An 18,720-nucleotide genomic window follows, 5' to 3' on the forward strand; every position below is an offset into this window, starting at 1 on the left:
ATAGTTATAAAAAAAAATAATATGAACATAAATAATTTAAAAAAAAATTCTTTGTATAACAAACATATTATTTCTATGCATGATTTTAAAAAAAATCAAATTGAACTAATATTGAAATTTGCTAATATTTTAAAAAATAAACCACATTTAAAATTATTAAAAAATAAAATAATAGCAAATTGTTTTTTTGAATCTTCTACTAGAACGAGATTATCTTTTGAAACAGCTGCTTATAAATTAGGAGCTTCTAATATTGGATTCTCTGATGGCAATAATATAGCTTTAAAAAATAAAGGAGAATCTCTTTCTGACACTATTTCAGTAATTAGTAAATATGCAGATGTTATTATTATTAGACACCCTCAAGAAGGTTCAGCAAAATTAGCTTCACAATTTTCTAATGGAATACCTATTATTAATGCTGGAGACGGTTTTAACCAACATCCAACACAAACTATATTAGATCTATTTACTATTAAAGAAACTCAAAAAAAAATAAAAAATTTAAAAATTGCTATAGTAGGAGATTTAAAGTATGGAAGAACTGTTCATTCTTTAACTCAAGCATTAGCAAAATTTTCAAATAATACGTTATTTTTTATTTCTCAACCTCATCTTTCAATTCCTAAATATATTTGTAATATGTTAAATAAAAAAAAAATAAAATGGAAAAAAGTTTTAAATATTAAAGATATTATTTCAAAAATTGACATATTATATATGACTAGAATACAAAGAGAGAGAGTTAATCCAAATAAAAATATAAATTTTAAACCATATTTTATATTAACAGCTAAAATTTTAAAACATGCAAAAAAAAATTTAAAAATTTTACATCCATTACCAAGAATCAATGAAATTGCATACGATGTAGATAAAACTCCCTATGCTTATTATTTTAAACAAGCAGAAAACGGAATATATGCTAGACAAGCTATATTGTCATTAATTTTAAAAAAAAATATATTACAAAAAATATAAAAAAATAGATATTACAGGATTTAAATATATTCAAGTGAAAAAAATGAAATTAGGAACAATAATTGATCATATTCCGACAAAAATTAATTTAAAATTATTTAATTTGTGCAATTTAATAAAAAAAAATTATAAAGTAACTATTAAATTTAATTTACCTTCAAAAAAAATTTATATAAAAAATATAATAAAAATAGAAAATAAATTTTTAAACAGAAAAAAAATAAATCAATTATCTATTTATTTACCATCAATTACAATAAATTATATTAAAAATTATAAAATTATAAAGAAAAAATCTTTAAAAATTCCAAAAAAAATAAAAAAAATTTTAATATGTCCCAATAAAAATTGTATTAGTCATGATAAAAATATTGTTTCTTATTTTATTTTAAAAAAATATATAAAAAAAAAAAAAATAAAATGTTTTTACTGTGAGATAGAATTTTCTAAAAAAATAATTTTCAAAAATTTATTTTATTAAAATTATTTTTAACAAATAATATTTATAACTAAGAAATTTTAAAAATATGAAAATATTTAATAAAAAAGCTCCGCACCCAATAGGACCATATTCTCAAGGAATTAAAATTAATAATATTTTAATGATTTCTGGTCAAATACCTATTGAAAAAAATAATTCTATAAAAACAAAAAAAATTTTTTTACAAACAAAAATAGTTTTAAACAACATAAAAAAAATTTTAAAATCATCTAAAATGAAAGTAAAAAATATTGTAAAAACTACTATTTTTACTACAAAATTGAACAAAATTAAAGAAATTAATAAAGCATATGAAAAATTTTTTTTAAAAAATAATACACTTAACTTCCCAGCAAGATCATGTATAGAAGTAAAAAAATTACCTAAAAATTCTAAAATTGAAATAGAAGCAATAGCTATAAAAAAAAAATAATAAAATATTTATTTTTTTAAAGAGTGCACTATAATTAAAAAAAAGTGCGCTCTTTAATAAAATTATTTTCTTATTAATAACAATATAACAATAAAATTATATTTATTTTAGAATTAATAAAAAAATTATTATATTTATTTATTTTTAATATTTTTATAAAAATTATACAATTTAATTAAATTTTTTATTAAAAACTTTTTTTTTGAAATTTTTATTTTTAAAATAATAATTTTTTTGTTGATACAAATTTAAATTAATCAATTTATTAAAAATTTTAGTATTTTTTAAATTTTTTAAAAAAAATTTATTATTTTTTAAACTTTTTACTAATTCTATAGTAGAGTAATTTTCATATATTCTTACATGTCCAATATTATTACTACTTATTTTACTTTCATTAGCAATTGCTCCTACGATATGTCGAGCTTCTACTCTATCTTTTCTTCCTAATGAAATTTTATATAAATCAAAATTATTAAATTTTTTTAAATTTTTTGAATAAAAATTTATATTTTTTTTAATATTTCGATTTTGATTATGTGTATTATAAAATTTAATATTTCTTTGAGAAAAATTTTTGTTTAAATCTGGTTTTAATATTAAAGGTCTATTTTTTTGAGCAATTTTTAATAATACAGCAGCTAAAATTTCGATAGATATCGGATTTTCTTTAGGCTTTATTTTAGATAAAATATTTTTATAATTTTCAACTTCTTTGACATTTTTTAATTCTTTCTCAATTTTTTTAGAAAATTTGTATAAACGTTTTTTACTTAATAACTCTATAGTAGGTATTTTTACTTCTTGAATTTTTTGACGTGTAATACGTTCAATATTTTTTAACAATCTTAATTCTCTATATTCTACAAATAATAATGCTTTTCCTAACCTTCCAGCTCTTCCTGTTCTTCCAATACGATGAACATATGATTCTACATCCATTGGAATATCATAGTTAATAACTAAACTAATTTTGTCTACATCTAATCCTCTAGCTGCTACATCAGTAGCTATTAAAATATCTAAACTACCTTTTCTTAATCTATCTAAAGTTTGTTCTCTTAAATTTTGGTTCATATCTCCATTTAAAGCAGCGCTATTATAACCATTTTTTTCTAATGCTTCTGAAACTTCTAACGTTGCACTTTTTGTTCTAACAAAAATAATAGTTGCAGAATAATCTTCTACTTCTAAAAATCTAATTAATGCATCTGTTTTTCTTCTACATACCAACCAATAAGTTTGTAAAATATTAGGTCGATTATTTAAATTTGAAACTATTTTTATTTCTTTAGGATTATTCATAAATCTTCTAGAAATTTTTCGAATAATTTCTGGCATAGTAGCTGAAAAAAGAGCGGTTTGATGATTTTTTGGAATATTTGATAAAATATTCTCTACATCTTCAATAAAACCCATTCTTAACATTTCATCAGCTTCATCTAATACTAAAGTAGATAAATGTGAAAGACATAAAGTTTTTCTTTTTAAATGATCTAATAATCTGCCTGGAGTTCCAACAACAATTTGAGGTCCATATCTCAAGGATTTCAACTGAACTTCATATCTTTGACCACCATATAAAGCTAGAACTTTAACTCCATATAAATATTTTGAAAATAAAGAAAAAGCTTTTGAAACTTGAACAGCTAACTCTCGAGTAGGAGTTAGTACTAAAATTTGAGGAAATTTTAAAGATATGTTAACTTTTTGTAATAAAGGAAGAGCAAAAGCAGCAGTTTTTCCACTTCCCGTTTGAGCCATTCCTAAAACATCTCGATCTTTCAACAAATAAGGAATACAAGACATTTGAATAGGAGAAGGCTTTTCATATCCTATTTCTTTTAAAACTTTTAATAAACAATCTTTAAATTTAAATTTTAAAAAATCACTAGTGTTCACATGAATCATTTAAAAAATACACCTTATATTGTAAAATTTAGTTTATTTAATTAATTATAATTTTATTTAAAAATTAAAAAATTATATTTTGTAAATTTTTATATGTTTAAATAAAAAACTATTTAAATTATATTGTGTTATCACAATATTTAATTTATAAAGTTTCTTTTATACTTAATCTTAATCTTTTTTGTTTATCAATATCTAATACCTTAACATTAATTTTTTGATTTAATTTTAAAACATCAGATACCTTATTAACTCGTGTATTAGAAATTTGTGAAATATGAACTAATCCTTCTTTTCCCATACCAATTGACACAAAAGCACCAAAATCCATAATTTTAGTTACTGTTCCAAAATAAATTTTTCCAATTTCTACTTCTTTAGTAATTTCTTTAATTCTATTTATTGCAATTTTTGCTTTATCAGAAGTAATAGAAGAAATTTTAATAATTCCACTATCTTCAATTTCAATAGTAGTTCCTGTTTCTTCAGTTAAATTTCTAATTACAGAACCTCCTTTTCCAATAACATCTTTAATTTTATGTTGATCAATTTTTAAAATATGAATTTTTGGAGCAAATTTAGATAATTTTGATTTAGATTTTTTAATAATTTTATTCATTTTATTCAAAATAAATAATCTAGATTTTTTAGATTTTAATAAAGTTAAATTAATAACTTTCATGTTTATTCCAGAAATTTTCATATCTATTTGTAAAGCTGTAATACCTTTTTTACTTCCTGCTATTTTAAAATCCATATCTCCAAAATGATCTTCATCTCCAGAAATATCTGATAATATTTTATATTTTTCTTTTTTTTTAATTAAACCCATAGCTACTCCTGCAATTGCAGACTTTATTGGAACACCCGCATCCATTAAAGCTAATGATGCTCCACAAACTGCAGCCATTGATGAAGATCCATGAGAAGAAGTAATTTCAGATACTACTCTAACTGTATAAGGAAAATTTTTAACCTTAGGCATGACAGAAAAAATACTTTTTTTTGCTAATTTACCATGTCCAATTTCTCTTCTTTTTGGAGATCCTATAATTCCAATTTCTCCTACAGAATATGGAGGAAAATTATAATGAAATAAGAAATTATCAGTTCGATCTCCAAATAAATCATCTAAATTTTGTGCATCTCTTTCAGTTCCTAAAGTAATAGAAACTAATGCTTGAGTATCTCCTCGAGTAAATAATGATGATCCATGAACTCTATCTAAAATTCCAATTTTAATATCAATTTTTCTAATTTCATTAAATTTTCGATTATCTAATCTTAATTTATTTTTAAAAATTTTTTTTCTAAAAATTTTTTTTTCAATTCTATAAAAAATGTTTTCTATTTCTAATGCATCTTCGATATATTTTTCTTCAATATAATTTTTAATAATATTATTTTTAATTAATTTTAATCTTTCATCTCTTAATTTTCTATCACATATAGAATATGATTCATCAATAAAATTATATACATTTTTTTTAACACGTTTATATAAACTTTTATTGACTGACAATATATTTTTATTCCATATTTTATGATTAACTTTCTGAGCAAATAATTTAATATTTTCAATAACTACTTTTTGATGTTGATGACCAAAAATAATTGCATTTGAAATTATATCTTCAGAAAGTTCCTTTGATTCAGATTCTACCATCAAAATAAATTTATTATTTCCTGATAAAACAAGATCCAAAGCACTAGTTTTCATTTCTGTAACAGTAGGATTTAACATATATTTGTTGTTAATATAACCAACTCTAGCGGCACCAATTGGACCATAAAAAGGAATACCAGAAATACATAAAGCAGCTGAAACACCTATTAATGATACAAGATCTGGGTTAATTTCAGGATTTAAAGATACTACAGTAGCTATAATTTGTATTTCATTAAAATAATTTTTTGGAAATAATGGCCGAATTGGTCTATCAATTAATCTAGCTATTAATATTTCATTTTCACTAGGACGTCCTTCTCGTTTAAAAAAACCACCTGGAATTTTTCCTGCAGCATATGATCTTTCTTGATAATTTACTGTCAAAGGTAGAAAATTTTGATGAAAAATATTTTTTTTTTCTACTACAGTAATTAAAACCGTAGTCCCATCCATATTAATTAATACTGAAGAATTAGCTTGGTTAGCTATTTTTCCAGTTTCTAAAATTATAGTATTATTTCCATAGTTAAATTTTAAAATAACAGGTTTTATCAAAATGATATCCTTTAAACATAAAAAAAAATTAATGTATTAATAGTAAAATAAAAAAAAAATTTTAAACATAATTATTTTAAAAATAAAAAATTTAAATTATTTTTTTAAAATAAAAAATAAAATTTTATTTACGTATCTTTAATAAAGATATGATATTATTATAATTAAAATAATTTTTAATTTTTAAATAATTTAACAATTTTCTTCTTTTAGATACTATTTTTAACAATCCTTTTCTACTACAATGATCTTTTTTATGAATAGAAAAATGAGATTGTAAATGATTAATTTTTTTTGTTAAGATTGCAATTTGAACTTCAGAGCACCCAGTATTAGAAAAACTTTTCCCATATTTTAAAACTATATCTTTATTTGTTTTATTCTGTAACATTTTAAAAGTCCTAAAAATTTTTTTATTTATTAGTGGTAATAAAAATATTTTAAAAATATAAAAAATTATTTTTTTTTAAATATTAAAAAAATTTATATTTTTAATATATACATTATATATTTATTTTTTATAAAAAAATTGTATTAATTTAAAATTTTATAATTTTATTTTATAAAAAATAAACGATTATTTTTATTTATTTTTCCTATTCCTAAGTATTTTTTATTTTTTTTTAAAAAAATTTTAAAAAAACCATTACCAAAATTAATGTTATCATTTAATTTAACAATATCTTTAATTTTTAATATATTATATATTTTAGAAGAAATCTTTAAAGTAGGTAAAAAAATATATAATTTATTTATAGGTAAAATAATTTTTTTAAATAAATTATTTGTATTTAAAAATTTATCTTGAAATTTTAAAAATAATAATTGTTTAATTGTAATCAAATTTTTATAAGACAAGTTCAAAATTTTTAATCTTCTTAAAAAAATCACATGTGCCCCACAATTTAATTTCTCTCCTATATCTTCTATAATAGTTCGAATATATGTTCCAGAAGAACATTTTATTATTAAATTTAAAAATTTTTTTTGAATTTTGATAATTTTAATTTTAAAAATTTTTATTAATCTTTTTTTACGTTTGATACTAATTCCTTTATAAGCATACTTATATAAAGGCTTTCCATTATGTTTAATAGCTGAATACATGGGAGGAATTTGAAAAGTTTGTCCTAAAAATTTTTTAATTACTTTTTTATACTTTTTAAGATTAAAATTTATAGATCTAGTTTTAATAATTTTTCCAAAAGAATCAGCTGTATTCGTTTTTTCTCCTAATTTTGCAATCACTTGATACGTTTTATTAGATTTCATTAAATACTGAGAAAATTTTGTTGCTTTACCTATACATATGGGTAACATACCTGTTGCTAATGGGTCTAAAGATCCAGTATGACCAATTTTTTGAACATTAAAAATTTTTCGAATTTTTTGAACAGCTTGACTAGAAGAAATTCCATAGGGTTTATCTAATAAAAAATATCCATTAATTTGATTATATTTTTTTACAATCATTTAAAAAAATTCCAAAATAAAAAATTAAAAATATATTAAATATTTTTTAATAATTTATCTATTTTAAATCCTTCGATACAAGATTTATCATAAATAAATGTTAATGAAGGTACTATTCTAAAATTAATTTTATCACTTAAAATCTTTCGAATATATTTAGAAGCATTATTTAATGCTTGTAAATGATATTTAATGTAATTTTTTTTGATATTAATAAAACTTACAAAAATTTTAGCATAAGAAAAATCTTTTGAAACTACTACATCTAATATATTGGTAATTTTATATATTTTAGGATCTCTAATAAAATTTAAAATTATATATGAAATTTCTTTATGTAAAAATTTTGAAACTTTATCTAAACGATTAAAACTTTTAATACTCATAAATAAATTCTCATTTAAAAAAAAATTAAAAAATTTTTTAATTTTTTTTAGTACTATAAGATTGTATTATATCATTAACATGAATATCGTTATAGTTTTTTATAACAATCCCACATTCTTGCCCATGATTAACTAATTTAACATCATTTTTAAACCTTTTTAAAGAAAATATCTTTCCTTTATGTATTATTTTATTTTTTCTAAGAATTTTAATATTATTTTTTTTTTGAAATGTTCCTTCTGTAATGATACAACCTGCAATAACACCAAATTTTGGTAATTTAAAAACATTTTTTACTACTGCTAAACTATTAATTTTTTTAAAATATTTTGGGGTTAATTTTCCTAAAATAATCTCTTTTAATTCTTTAATTACATTATAAATTATAGAATAATGCCTAAATTCTAAATTTTCAGATTCAATAATTTTTTTTGCTGAAGAATCACATTGTATATTAAATCCAATAAGAATTGCATGACAAGAATCAGCTAAATTCACATCTGTTTCTGTAAATAATCCAACGCCAGAAGCTATGATATTAATTTTAAAATTTTTAAATTCATTTGATAAAAATAATATAGAATTTATTAAAGCCTCTAAAGAACCTTTAGAATTTGATTTTAAAAAAATATTTAATATATTTTTATTAATAGGAGAATTAAATTCTTTAAACATTTTCTCAAAATTTATTTTTTTATTCTTTAACATTTTTTTACTTCTAATTTTTTCTTTACGATATAAAGACACTTTTTTTGCTATTTTTTCATTCCTTACTTCTAGTAAAGTTTCACCAGCTGATGGTAAACCAGATAATCCCAAAATTTTTACTGGAATAGATGGAGTAATTTTTTTTATTTCTTCATCAAATTCATTAATAATCGATTTAACTTTACCGTATTCTAATCCACATAAAATAATATCACCTTTTTTTAAATTACCTTTTTTTAACAAAACTGATATTAAAGGTCCTTTACCTCTATCCAAAAAAGATTCTATTACTACTCCTACGGCACCTCCAGAATTTCTAGTTTTTAAATTTAAAAATTCAGATTGCAATAAAATAGCATCTAATAATTCTAAAATTCCTTGATTTAATTTAACTGAAATATGAACAAAAATATTATCTCCACCTAATTTTTCAGAAACAATATTATATTTCATTAATTCATTATATATTTTTTCAAAATTTGAATTAACTTTATCAATTTTATTTATTACTACAATTATTGGAACCTTAACAATTTGAGCGTGTTTTATAGCTTCAATAGTTTGAGGCATCACACCATCATCTGCAGCTATTACTAAAATTATTATATCGGTTAATAATGCTCCTCTAAATCTCATAGATTTAAAAGCGGCATGCCCAGGAGTATCTAAAAAAGTAATTTTTTTATTTTTTAATGTTACATGATAAGCACCTATACTTTGAGTAATTCCCCCAAACTCTGATTTTAATATTTGAGTCTTCCTTATATTATCTAATAAAGAAGTTTTTCCATGGTCTACATGCCCCATTACTGTAACTATAGGAGGTCTTAAAAAATATTTATTTTTTTTGTTATTTTTTTTAAATTTAATTTCGTCTTCTAAAGACAATTTTTTTTTTAAAATAACTTTAAATCCCATTTCTTCAGCAATTAAATAAGATAAATCTCGACTCAATATTTGATTTTTTTCTAAAATAATTTTTTGTTTTGACATTGTATTTATCAAATGAGAAATTTTAATTCCCATTTTTTTTGAAAGATCAAAAACAGTCATATTAGATATAATTTTAACTTTTTTATTAAAATTTTTTAAAGGTTTAACAAATTTTTGATTTAATAAATTAATTTTATTTTTTTTAATCAATTTTTTTTTTAAAAAATTTTTATTATTTCTTTGATGTATAGAAAATTTTTTTTTCTTTAAGTTCTTATATTTTATAGAAGGACTATTTTTTTTTTTTATGAAAAAATTTTTTTTTTTTGGTAATTTAGAAAATGATAAATTTGAATTAACTTTATCATTTCGAAATATTTTTTTTTTTATAAAAACTTTTTTTTTATTAATATTTTTTTTTATATTCTTATTAAAAAAAATTTTTTTTTTTTGAACAAGTATTTTAGATTTTATTACTTTTGAATTTAATTTATTTTTAATTTCTTTTTTCATTCTTTTTCTTTTAATGTTAAATTATTTTAATTAAGTAGTTTTTAAATGTTTAAATGATTTTGAAAAATTATTTTTTTTTAAACCAACAAATATTTCTTGCTTCCATAATTAAATTTCTAGCAATTTTTGGATCTAAATTTTCAATTTCTAAAAGTTCTTCTATATCTTTATTAGCAAAATCTTCTAAATTAAATATTTTTTTTTTAAATAATTTTTCTGCTAATTTTTTTGTCATATCTTTTAAATTTAATAATTTTTTTTCTAAAGTAGAACAAATAGACTGTGATAATTTTTTTTTTAATATTTTTCTTTGATTTATTCTATTTTCTATGTTATGAATATTTTGAATGGATTGAATTTTTAAATCTTTAATTTTACTAAGTTCATCAACACTAGCTTTTAATACTTGATCTAAAGAAAAAAAACCATTTTTTTTAAACTCGTTTATTACAACATCTGTAATATTTAAATTTTTTAAAAAAAAATTTAAATTTTTATAACAATATGCTAAATGTTTAATATTTAAATCTTCCATACTCATTACATTTAGTTCTCTTCCACTTAATTGAGAAGCTAATCGAACATTTTGACCATTTCTACCAATTGCTTGAGCTAAATTTTTAGAATCTACAGAAATATCTACTGAATTATTTTTTTTATTTATAAAAATAGAAATTACATCTGCTGGAGACATAGAATTTATTATAAATTTTTCATCTTTTTTATTCCAAGGAACAATATCAATTCTTTCTCCAAATAATTCATTAGAAACCGCTTGAACTCTAGCTCCTCTCATCCCAACACAAGCTCCAACTGGATCTATTCTTATATCATTTGTTTTAACTGCCACTTTAGATCGAGACCCTGGATCTCTAGCTACTGCTTTAATCTCAATAATTTTATCACTAATTTCAGGAACTTCAACATTAAATAAAGCAATTAACATTTCAATTTTTGATCTACTTAATAAAATTTGAACTCCTTCTACTTCATAATTAATTTTATATAATACACTTTTTACTCTATCACCAATCCTAAAATTTTCTCTAGGAAGCATGTCTTCTTTTAGCATTATTGCTTCTGTGTTATTTTCTATTTCAAAAATTATATTTTCTCTAGTAATTTTTTTAACAATACCAATAACTATTTCTCCAATTTTTTTTTTTAACTTTTCAATCATTGATAAACGTTCTGCTTCTTTTACTTTTTGAATAATAACTTGTTTTGCTGTTTGTGTAGTAATTCTGTTAAATTTTAAAGAATTAATTTTTTCTTCAATAAAATCATATAATTTTATTTTATTCTTACTAAATTGAAAAATTGCAGCATCTAAAGTAATTTCCTTCATAGGATAATGTACTTTTTTTACTACCATCCATCTTCTAAATGTACTAAAATTACCATTTTTTCTATTAATATGAACTCTAATGTTTACATCTCTTTCATATTCTCTTTTAGTTGCAGTTGCTAAAGCTATTTCTAATGCTTCAAAAATTTTCTCTTTTGATAAAGATTTTTCATTAGAAACTGCTTCAATAACAGATAATATTTTTTTATTCACTAAATAAACCTCTATATTTTTAGAACTTGTTAGAATGACATTCTAAAATAGAATTTTTATTTGTTTATAAAAATTTAAAATTTTTAAAAAAAATATTTTATTAAAAAAAAATAAAATTTAAAATATGTAGTTATACATTAATTTATATTTAAATTCTAATATATATTAATAAAAAACCCCGAATTTATTCGGGGTTTTATAATAAATACTTTTTGTAAAATAATTTTTATAATTTTACCGAGAGTGGGACTCGAACCCACATACCTAAATTTAAAAGTACTACTTCCTCAAAGTAGCGTGTATACCATTTCACCATCTCGGTTTTTATATTAAATATTTTTTAAAAAAAATATTTATTTATTTAATATATTTTTATATTATAAAATTTTAATATTTATTATAATCTTTCATAAAAAATAAAGATATTTAAAATTATAATAAAATTTTTAAGTTAAAAAAAATAAAAAATAAAATATATATTTCATAAGAAAAAAAAATTTTTTAGAAATAATATTAAAATCATAAATAATTTATAAACAATAAAATTAGCATTAATATTCAAAAATATTTAAATTTAATGTTTTAATATCGATAAAATACAACTAACTAATAAAAAAAATCCTGCAATAGAAAAAGTTATATTTGATAACATAACATCTTCTGTAGAAACATTTAAATTAGTTTTATAATTTGTCGCTTGAATATGAGAAAATCCTTTTTTATTTTGAATTAAAATTAAAAAAATTAAACTTAATGATAGTAAATAAAAAATACTTAAAAAAAAAAAATACATTAAAATACCTATTAAATTAACAATTTTATTTTTCATAAAACTTTAAAATAATAACTTTATTTTATGAAATAATTAGAATTAAAATATAACAATATTTATCTTTAAAAATATTTCATTTAACAAAATAAATTAAAATTATAAATATTTTTAAAATTTATATTTTTATTTAAAATAAATAATACTGTTTAATATATAAATTTACAATAATTTTATAAAAAATAAATTTTGTTAAAACAAATTTATATTTAATTCAATATATTAATATTTCAGAATAAATAAATATAAAAAAACTTTTACATTTTTATAATTTTTATAAATGTAATATATTTATTATGTATTTTATACGCATTAAAATAATAAAATTTTTTATAAACTACTCCAATTTTTTGGCTTACGAACTTTTTTTCTATCAATCAAATCATTTATTTGTAAAGCATCTATTGTTTCATACTTTATTAAAGCATCTTTCATAGAATGTAAAATATCTAAATTATCTTGTAAAATTTTTTTAGCTTTACGATAATTGATATCAACAATATGTTTGATTTCTTCATCAATAATTCTAGCTGTTTCTTCTGAAAAATTATTATTTTTAGCTGTTATTTTATATGATTCAGAATCAGCACTATTTTTTTTAGTATATAACACTGGACCTAATTTGTCAGACAAACCCCATTTAGTTACCATATTTCTTGCTATTTTAGTTGCCATTTCTATATCTTTAGAAGCACCTGTTGAAACATTATCCCATCCATATATAATTTCTTCAGCAATTCTACCGCCATACAAAGTTGCTATTTTACTTTCAAGTTTTTTTTTACTTACACTAAATATATCTTCTTTAGGTAAAAACACTGTAACCCCTAAAGCACTTCCCCTAGGAATTATAGTTACTTTATGTACTGGATCATGTTCTGGAAAAAACTTACCTACTATAACATGACCAGATTCATGATATGCAGTAGATTCTTTTTGAAAATCTGACATAATTTTTGATGTTTTTTCCAAACCCATAATAATTTTATCTTTTGATCTTTCAAAATCTAACATATTAACAATTTTTCTATTATCTCTAACAGCACATAATGCTGCTTCATTTACTAAATGAGCTAAATCTGCCCCAGAAAATCCAGGTGTTCCTCTAGCTATAATCAATGGATCAAAATCTTTAGAAATAGGAATTTTTTTTATATGAACTTTTAAAATTTGTGATCTTCCTAAAACATCAGGTAACGATACAAAAACTTGACGATCAAATCTTCCTGGACGTAATAATGCTGGATCTAAAATATCTTGACGATTTGTAGCTGCTATAATAATAATTCCTTTATTACTTTCAAATCCATCCATTTCCACTAACATTTGATTTAAAGTTTGTTCTCTTTCTTCATTTCCATGGCCAAAACCAGAACCTCTATTACGCCCTATTGAATCAATTTCATCAATAAAAATTATACAAGGAGAAAATTTTCTCGCATTAGCAAACATATCTCGAACCCTAGCTGCCCCTACCCCAACAAACATTTCTACAAAATCTGAGCCTGAAACAGTAAAAAATGGAACTTTTGCTTCACCTGCAATTGCTTGAGCTAATAAAGTTTTTCCAGTTCCTGGAGGTCCTACCATTAATATCCCTTGAGGTATTTTTCCTCCAATTTTTTTAAATTTGTTAGGTTCTTTTAAATATTCTACTAATTCAGAAACTTCTTCTTTAGCCTCATCACATCCTGCAACATCTGAAAAATTAATTTTAATTTCATTTTTTTCTAACATTCTAGATTTATTTTTTCCAAACATCATTGCACCATCTTTCCCTGTGCTTAAATATATTTGCCTCATAAAAAAAATCCATATACCTATTAATAATATCATTGGAACCCAAGAAATTATTACAGATGTTAAAAAATGTGATTCATGATATTTCTCACCAGAAATTATAATATTTTTTTTTAATAATATATTTACAAGATTTGGGTCATTATAAGGTGTGTATGTATTATAATATCTTTTAAAAATATCAATAAATTCTATTTTTTCTCCGATAAATTTTACTTGTTTAACATCACCTTTTACTACTTTATGAATAAAAGTAGAATAATCTACATTTTCAGCGGGTGGAGAAAAAAAATTAAAATTAGATAAAATAAAAAAAAAAATTATTAAAAGTATTATTCCTATACTCATTTTTTTTGTTGTTGAATTCAAGATATTAACCTCACAAAAAATTAAAAAAAATTAAAATTTTTTATAAAAATCTATACAAATATTTTTATTTAAAAAAAAATTAAAAAAAATATTTTTTTAATTTTTTAGCAATAATAAATATTTCACGTGATTTTAATCTAGAAGATTTAGGTTTAAATAAATATACTTCTTTAAAATAATTTTTTATTTTTTTTAAATGTTTAATAAAACCATTACCTTGAAAAATTTTAGATATAAAAAAACCATTTTTTTTTAATTTTTTAAGTACAAATTTTAAAGATAAACTATTTAATTTAATTGAATTAAAGGAGTCTAAAAAATTACTTCCAGTTGTATTTGCAGATAAATCTGAAATAATTATATTTACTTTTTTAAAAATAATTTGATCAAGAAATTTATTAAAAAAATTTTTTTTTGTAAAATCTCCTTGCAAAAAAATAACATTTTTAATTGGATTCATAGGCAATATATCACATGAAATTACTTTTCCTGTAAACCCTATTTTTTCAATAGCATATTTTGACCAACTACCAGGTGAAGAGCCTAAATCAATAACTGTTGAACCAAATTTAAATATTTTAAATTTCTGATGGATTTCATCAATTTTAAACCATGCTCTTGATCTTAATTTTCTTTGATAAGATTCTAGAACATATTTATCTTTTAATTGACGTTTACACCAAACATTTAAAGTATAATGATTTTTTTTTTTATACATTTAAAAATTTCCAAATTTTTAAAATAATTAATATTATTTCAAATAACAATATATATAATTATGAAAAACAATATTAAAAAACAAAAATAATTTTAATTTTTTTAATAAAAAATATTAATAATAAATCTCTATTTATAGTTATATATATTCAATTTTTAAAATTTTATATTCAACGCAACCTAATGGAGTTTCTATTATTGCAATTTCATTATTTTTTTTTCCAATTAAACCTCTAGACATTGGAGAATTTACAGAAATTAATTTTTTTTTAAAATTAGCTTCATCATCTCCAACAATCTGATAAATAAATTTTTTTTTAGATTTAATTTGTAAAATAGTAACTGTAGAACCAAAAACTACTCTATTTTTTGTAATAATTTTCTTTACATCAATTATATATGAATTTGATAATTTAAATTCAATTTCTTGTATTCTGCCTTCACAAAAACTTTGTTCTTCTTTAGCTGATTGATATTCTGCGTTTTCTTTTAAATCACCATGTGCTCTTGCTTTTGATATTTCTTTAATGATTAATGGTCTTTTTACATTTTTTAAAAATTCAAGTTCTTTTCTAAGTTTTTTCTCGCCATTTAACGTCATTGGAATTTCTTTATTCACATAAATTTCCTCAAATATTTTATATTAACTTTAAATAATTATTATTTTAATATTTTAATTTATCTAAAATTATAATATACATAAAAAACTTATATTTATAAAAAATTAAAAATTATTTTAATTGAATAACAATTAATTTAAGATTAAAAAATATTAATTTAATATTAAAACAAATGAATTCTAATATTAAAAAATTTTGTTTTAAAATTTTAATTATTATAATAAAATAAATAAGATTAAACATTTATATTTTATAAATATAAAAAAATATATATATTTATATATCATACTTAAAAATAAAATTTTTACAAAAATACAAAATTAAATAAATAAAATAAATATACTTTAAAAATTTAAATAAAAAAAATTATTATGAAAAAAAAAATAAAATCTTTGTTAATAAAAAAATTAAATTTACAAAAATGTATTGTAAAAAATAAAAGTAATCATTTTAAAATCATTGCTATAGGAAAAATATTTAATGGAATGAATTTAATGAATAAACAAAAAATTGTTTATTCTGTTATTATGAAATATATAATTAAAAAAAAAATTCATTCTGTAATAATAGATGCTTATTCAAAAAAAAATAAAATTGAATAAAAAATAATATAAATATATCATTAACAATGAAACAAAAAAAATAAAAATAAAAAAATTTTAATATTTTAATAATATCAATATACTTTAAAGGTAAATTAATTTTTTTAAAAAAAATAAAAATGATACATAATTTTGATTTAATATTTTTAATATATTACTTTATATTTATTAATTAATTAAAAAATTACAACTAATTTTTTAAAAAATTTAAAAAAATATATAATAATAAAATTTAAAAATTTTTAAATTTTATTATTATAATATTAAAAAACATTATAAATAAATTTTAATTATAATATTTTAACATTAAATAATATTAAAAAAAATAATTAAAATATTTTTAATTAAAATTGTTGAAGGAAAATTAATATGTATGCTATTTTTTCTAACGGTGGTAAACAATATAAAGTATGTATTGGGCAAGTAATTAAATTAGAAAAAATAAAAAATAATTCTAATAAAAAAATTAAATTTGATAAAATTTTAATGATTTCATCTAAAAAAAAAGTTTTTTTAGGCCAACCATTCTTAAAAAATGCATATATTAAAGCAAAAATTTTAATGGATGGTAAATGTAAAAAAATAAATATCATAAAATTTAAACGAAGAAAACATTATAAAAAAAAACAAGGACATAGACAAAATTTTACAAGTGTAAAAATTAAAAACATTAAAATTATTTCTTAAAAATTTAAAATCAAGGTAATAAAAATTATGGCTCAAAAAAAAGCTGGAGGATCTACTAGAAATGGAAGAGATTCTCACTCAAAACGATTAGGAGTAAAACATTTTGGTGGAGAATTAATCTATCCTGGATATATTATTGTTAAGCAAAGAGGAACAAAATTTCACCCTGGAAATAATACTAAATGTGGAAAAGATCATACCATATATTCATTAATTAAAGGAACAGTAAAATTTTCAATTAAAGGAATAAATAGAAAGAAATATGTTGATATTAATCCCGTAGTAAATAAATAATAAAAATTAAAATATAAAAAAATTTTTAATAATATCTACAGGAAAATTTATGTATTTTGTTGATGAAGCAATCATTAATTTAATTGCTGGGAAAGGTGGAAATGGAATTGTAAGTTTTAGAAGAGAAAAAAATATTCCTAGAGGTGGTCCTGATGGAGGAAATGGAGGTAATGGAGGAAACATATTTATTATATCAGATAAAAATATAAATACATTATCAGAATATAAATTTAAAAAAAAAATTATAGCTGAAAATGGTAAAAATGGAAGTAATCAAAATAAATCTGGAAAACATGGAAAAGATACAATTTTAAAAGTTCCATTAGGAACAAAAATTATAGATTTAAAAAAAAATTTTTTAGTTAAAGAAATGATTAAGAATAAAGAAAAAATAATAATTGCTTTAGGTGGTAAAAAAGGACTTGGAAATAGCATTTTTAAATCTTCTACAAATCGATCTCCTATAAAAAAAACTTTAGGAGAATTAGGAGAAGAAAAAATAATAAAATTAGAACTTTCTTTATTAGCTGACGTAGGAACACTAGGTCTTCCCAATGTTGGAAAATCTACGTTAATAAGAAATATATCTTCATCAAAAACTAAAGTTGGTAATTATCCTTTTACTACATTATATCCTAATTTGGCTGCAGTATATAATAAACAAACAAACAAAAAATTTATTATTGCAGATCTTCCAGGAATTATTAAAGGAGCTTCAAAAGGAATAGGCTTAGGAATACAGTTTTTAAAACATTTACAAAGATGTAAAATTTTATTACATATTATTGATTTGTCTTTAGAAATAAAAGAAATATTTAAAAATATAAAAATTTCACTTAATGAATTAAAAATTTTTAATAAAAATTTTAATACTAAAAACATATGGATGGTATTTAATAAAATTGATTTAATTGCATATAAAAACTTTTATAAAAAAAAAAATATTATACTTAAAAATTTTAATAAAAATAAAAAAATTTTTTTTATTTCTTCAAAAAAAAAAATTAATTTAAACAATTTATGTAAAAAAATTTTTAAAAATTTAAAAATTTATTAAATTAAAATTATAAATATAAAAAACAAAATATATATAATAAAAATTATACAAGTTAAAAAAAATATTTATTTATTACATAATTTAACTTGTATAATAAATTTAATTTTTTAAAATTATAAAATTAATTTTATAATATATTA

General features: G+C 19.5%; 18 protein-coding genes and 1 tRNA gene. 7 read left to right on the forward strand and 12 right to left on the reverse strand.

The window, feature by feature from the left end; translation table 11 throughout:
- Nucleotides 1-21 precede the first annotated feature (21 nt).
- Genes pyrB through AACL42_RS00420 form a run of 3 tightly spaced genes read left to right on the forward strand, consistent with a single transcriptional unit; the run spans nucleotide 22 to nucleotide 1,895 of the window.
- A complete protein-coding gene (gene pyrB, locus AACL42_RS00410) occupies nucleotides 22-981 on the forward strand; it encodes an aspartate carbamoyltransferase (protein WP_340147567.1) in 960 nt (319 codons plus the stop codon).
- Nucleotides 982-1,024: 43 nt separating this feature from the next.
- Nucleotides 1,025-1,462, forward strand: a complete 438-nt coding sequence (locus AACL42_RS00415) for an aspartate carbamoyltransferase regulatory subunit (RefSeq protein WP_340147685.1) — start codon at nucleotides 1,025-1,027, stop codon at nucleotides 1,460-1,462.
- A gap of 46 nt (nucleotides 1,463-1,508) precedes the next feature.
- The gene (locus AACL42_RS00420; protein WP_340147568.1) at nucleotides 1,509-1,895 is read left to right on the forward strand and encodes a Rid family detoxifying hydrolase; all 387 of its coding nucleotides are present in this window, start codon (nucleotides 1,509-1,511) and stop codon (nucleotides 1,893-1,895) included.
- Nucleotides 1,896-2,066: 171 nt separating this feature from the next.
- On the opposite strand, the gene AACL42_RS00425 is transcribed toward AACL42_RS00420, so the two are convergent.
- The 12 genes from AACL42_RS00425 to greA all read right to left on the reverse strand — a co-directional run bounded on the left by AACL42_RS00425 (nucleotide 2,067) and on the right by greA (nucleotide 15,939).
- A complete protein-coding gene (locus tag AACL42_RS00425; RefSeq protein WP_340147569.1) occupies nucleotides 2,067-3,806 on the reverse strand; it encodes a DEAD/DEAH box helicase in 1,740 nt (579 codons plus the stop codon).
- A gap of 145 nt (nucleotides 3,807-3,951) precedes the next feature.
- Complete coding sequence (gene pnp / locus AACL42_RS00430) at nucleotides 3,952-6,030, reverse strand: polyribonucleotide nucleotidyltransferase (RefSeq protein WP_340147570.1); 2,079 nt, start codon at nucleotides 6,028-6,030, stop codon at nucleotides 3,952-3,954.
- 124 nt (nucleotides 6,031-6,154) lie between these two features.
- A complete protein-coding gene (gene rpsO, locus AACL42_RS00435; protein ID WP_340147571.1) occupies nucleotides 6,155-6,421 on the reverse strand; it encodes a 30S ribosomal protein S15 in 267 nt (88 codons plus the stop codon).
- A gap of 164 nt (nucleotides 6,422-6,585) precedes the next feature.
- Nucleotides 6,586-7,503 (reverse strand): tRNA pseudouridine(55) synthase TruB, encoded by a 918-nt coding sequence (gene truB / locus AACL42_RS00440; RefSeq protein WP_340147572.1) that lies wholly within the window; start codon nucleotides 7,501-7,503, stop codon nucleotides 6,586-6,588.
- A 35-nt stretch (nucleotides 7,504-7,538) separates the two neighbouring features.
- Nucleotides 7,539-7,889, reverse strand: coding sequence for a 30S ribosome-binding factor RbfA (rbfA, locus tag AACL42_RS00445; RefSeq protein WP_340147573.1), 351 nt, complete (start codon nucleotides 7,887-7,889; stop codon nucleotides 7,539-7,541).
- Between the two features lie 37 nt (nucleotides 7,890-7,926).
- Nucleotides 7,927-10,044, reverse strand: coding sequence for a translation initiation factor IF-2 (gene infB, locus AACL42_RS00450; protein WP_340147574.1), 2,118 nt, complete (start codon nucleotides 10,042-10,044; stop codon nucleotides 7,927-7,929).
- 67 nt (nucleotides 10,045-10,111) lie between these two features.
- Complete coding sequence (gene nusA / locus AACL42_RS00455) at nucleotides 10,112-11,605, reverse strand: transcription termination factor NusA (RefSeq protein ID WP_340147575.1); 1,494 nt, start codon at nucleotides 11,603-11,605, stop codon at nucleotides 10,112-10,114.
- 235 nt (nucleotides 11,606-11,840) lie between these two features.
- Nucleotides 11,841-11,927 (reverse strand) — tRNA-Leu (locus tag AACL42_RS00460).
- A gap of 252 nt (nucleotides 11,928-12,179) precedes the next feature.
- A complete protein-coding gene (locus AACL42_RS00465) occupies nucleotides 12,180-12,434 on the reverse strand; it encodes a hypothetical protein (protein ID WP_340147576.1) in 255 nt (84 codons plus the stop codon).
- Nucleotides 12,435-12,764: 330 nt separating this feature from the next.
- A complete protein-coding gene (gene ftsH, locus AACL42_RS00470; RefSeq protein ID WP_340147686.1) occupies nucleotides 12,765-14,582 on the reverse strand; it encodes an ATP-dependent zinc metalloprotease FtsH in 1,818 nt (605 codons plus the stop codon).
- Nucleotides 14,583-14,682: 100 nt separating this feature from the next.
- Nucleotides 14,683-15,321: an RlmE family RNA methyltransferase gene (locus AACL42_RS00475; RefSeq protein WP_340147577.1), complete on the reverse strand. Its 639-nt coding sequence runs from the start codon at nucleotides 15,319-15,321 to the stop codon at nucleotides 14,683-14,685.
- Between the two features lie 138 nt (nucleotides 15,322-15,459).
- Nucleotides 15,460-15,939, reverse strand: coding sequence for a transcription elongation factor GreA (gene greA, locus AACL42_RS00480; protein WP_340147578.1), 480 nt, complete (start codon nucleotides 15,937-15,939; stop codon nucleotides 15,460-15,462).
- A 372-nt stretch (nucleotides 15,940-16,311) separates the two neighbouring features.
- On the opposite strand from greA, the gene AACL42_RS00485 reads away from it, so the two are divergent.
- From AACL42_RS00485 to cgtA, 4 genes are all read left to right on the forward strand, one after another.
- Nucleotides 16,312-16,542 carry a BolA/IbaG family iron-sulfur metabolism protein gene (locus AACL42_RS00485; protein WP_340147579.1) on the forward strand — a complete coding sequence of 77 codons (231 nt, stop codon included), beginning with the start codon at nucleotides 16,312-16,314 and terminating at the stop codon, nucleotides 16,540-16,542.
- A gap of 369 nt (nucleotides 16,543-16,911) precedes the next feature.
- The gene (gene rplU / locus AACL42_RS00490; RefSeq protein WP_340147580.1) at nucleotides 16,912-17,229 is read left to right on the forward strand and encodes a 50S ribosomal protein L21; all 318 of its coding nucleotides are present in this window, start codon (nucleotides 16,912-16,914) and stop codon (nucleotides 17,227-17,229) included.
- A 27-nt stretch (nucleotides 17,230-17,256) separates the two neighbouring features.
- Nucleotides 17,257-17,523 (forward strand): 50S ribosomal protein L27, encoded by a 267-nt coding sequence (gene rpmA, locus AACL42_RS00495; RefSeq protein ID WP_340147581.1) that lies wholly within the window; start codon nucleotides 17,257-17,259, stop codon nucleotides 17,521-17,523.
- A 49-nt stretch (nucleotides 17,524-17,572) separates the two neighbouring features.
- A complete protein-coding gene (gene cgtA, locus AACL42_RS00500; RefSeq protein ID WP_340147582.1) occupies nucleotides 17,573-18,580 on the forward strand; it encodes an Obg family GTPase CgtA in 1,008 nt (335 codons plus the stop codon).
- Nucleotides 18,581-18,720: the final 140 nt, after the last annotated feature.

Origin of the sequence: Buchnera aphidicola (Drepanosiphum platanoidis), from assembly GCF_964020165.1 — a bacterium.
Taxonomy (GTDB): domain Bacteria; phylum Pseudomonadota; class Gammaproteobacteria; order Enterobacterales; family Enterobacteriaceae; genus Buchnera_J; species Buchnera_J aphidicola_BL.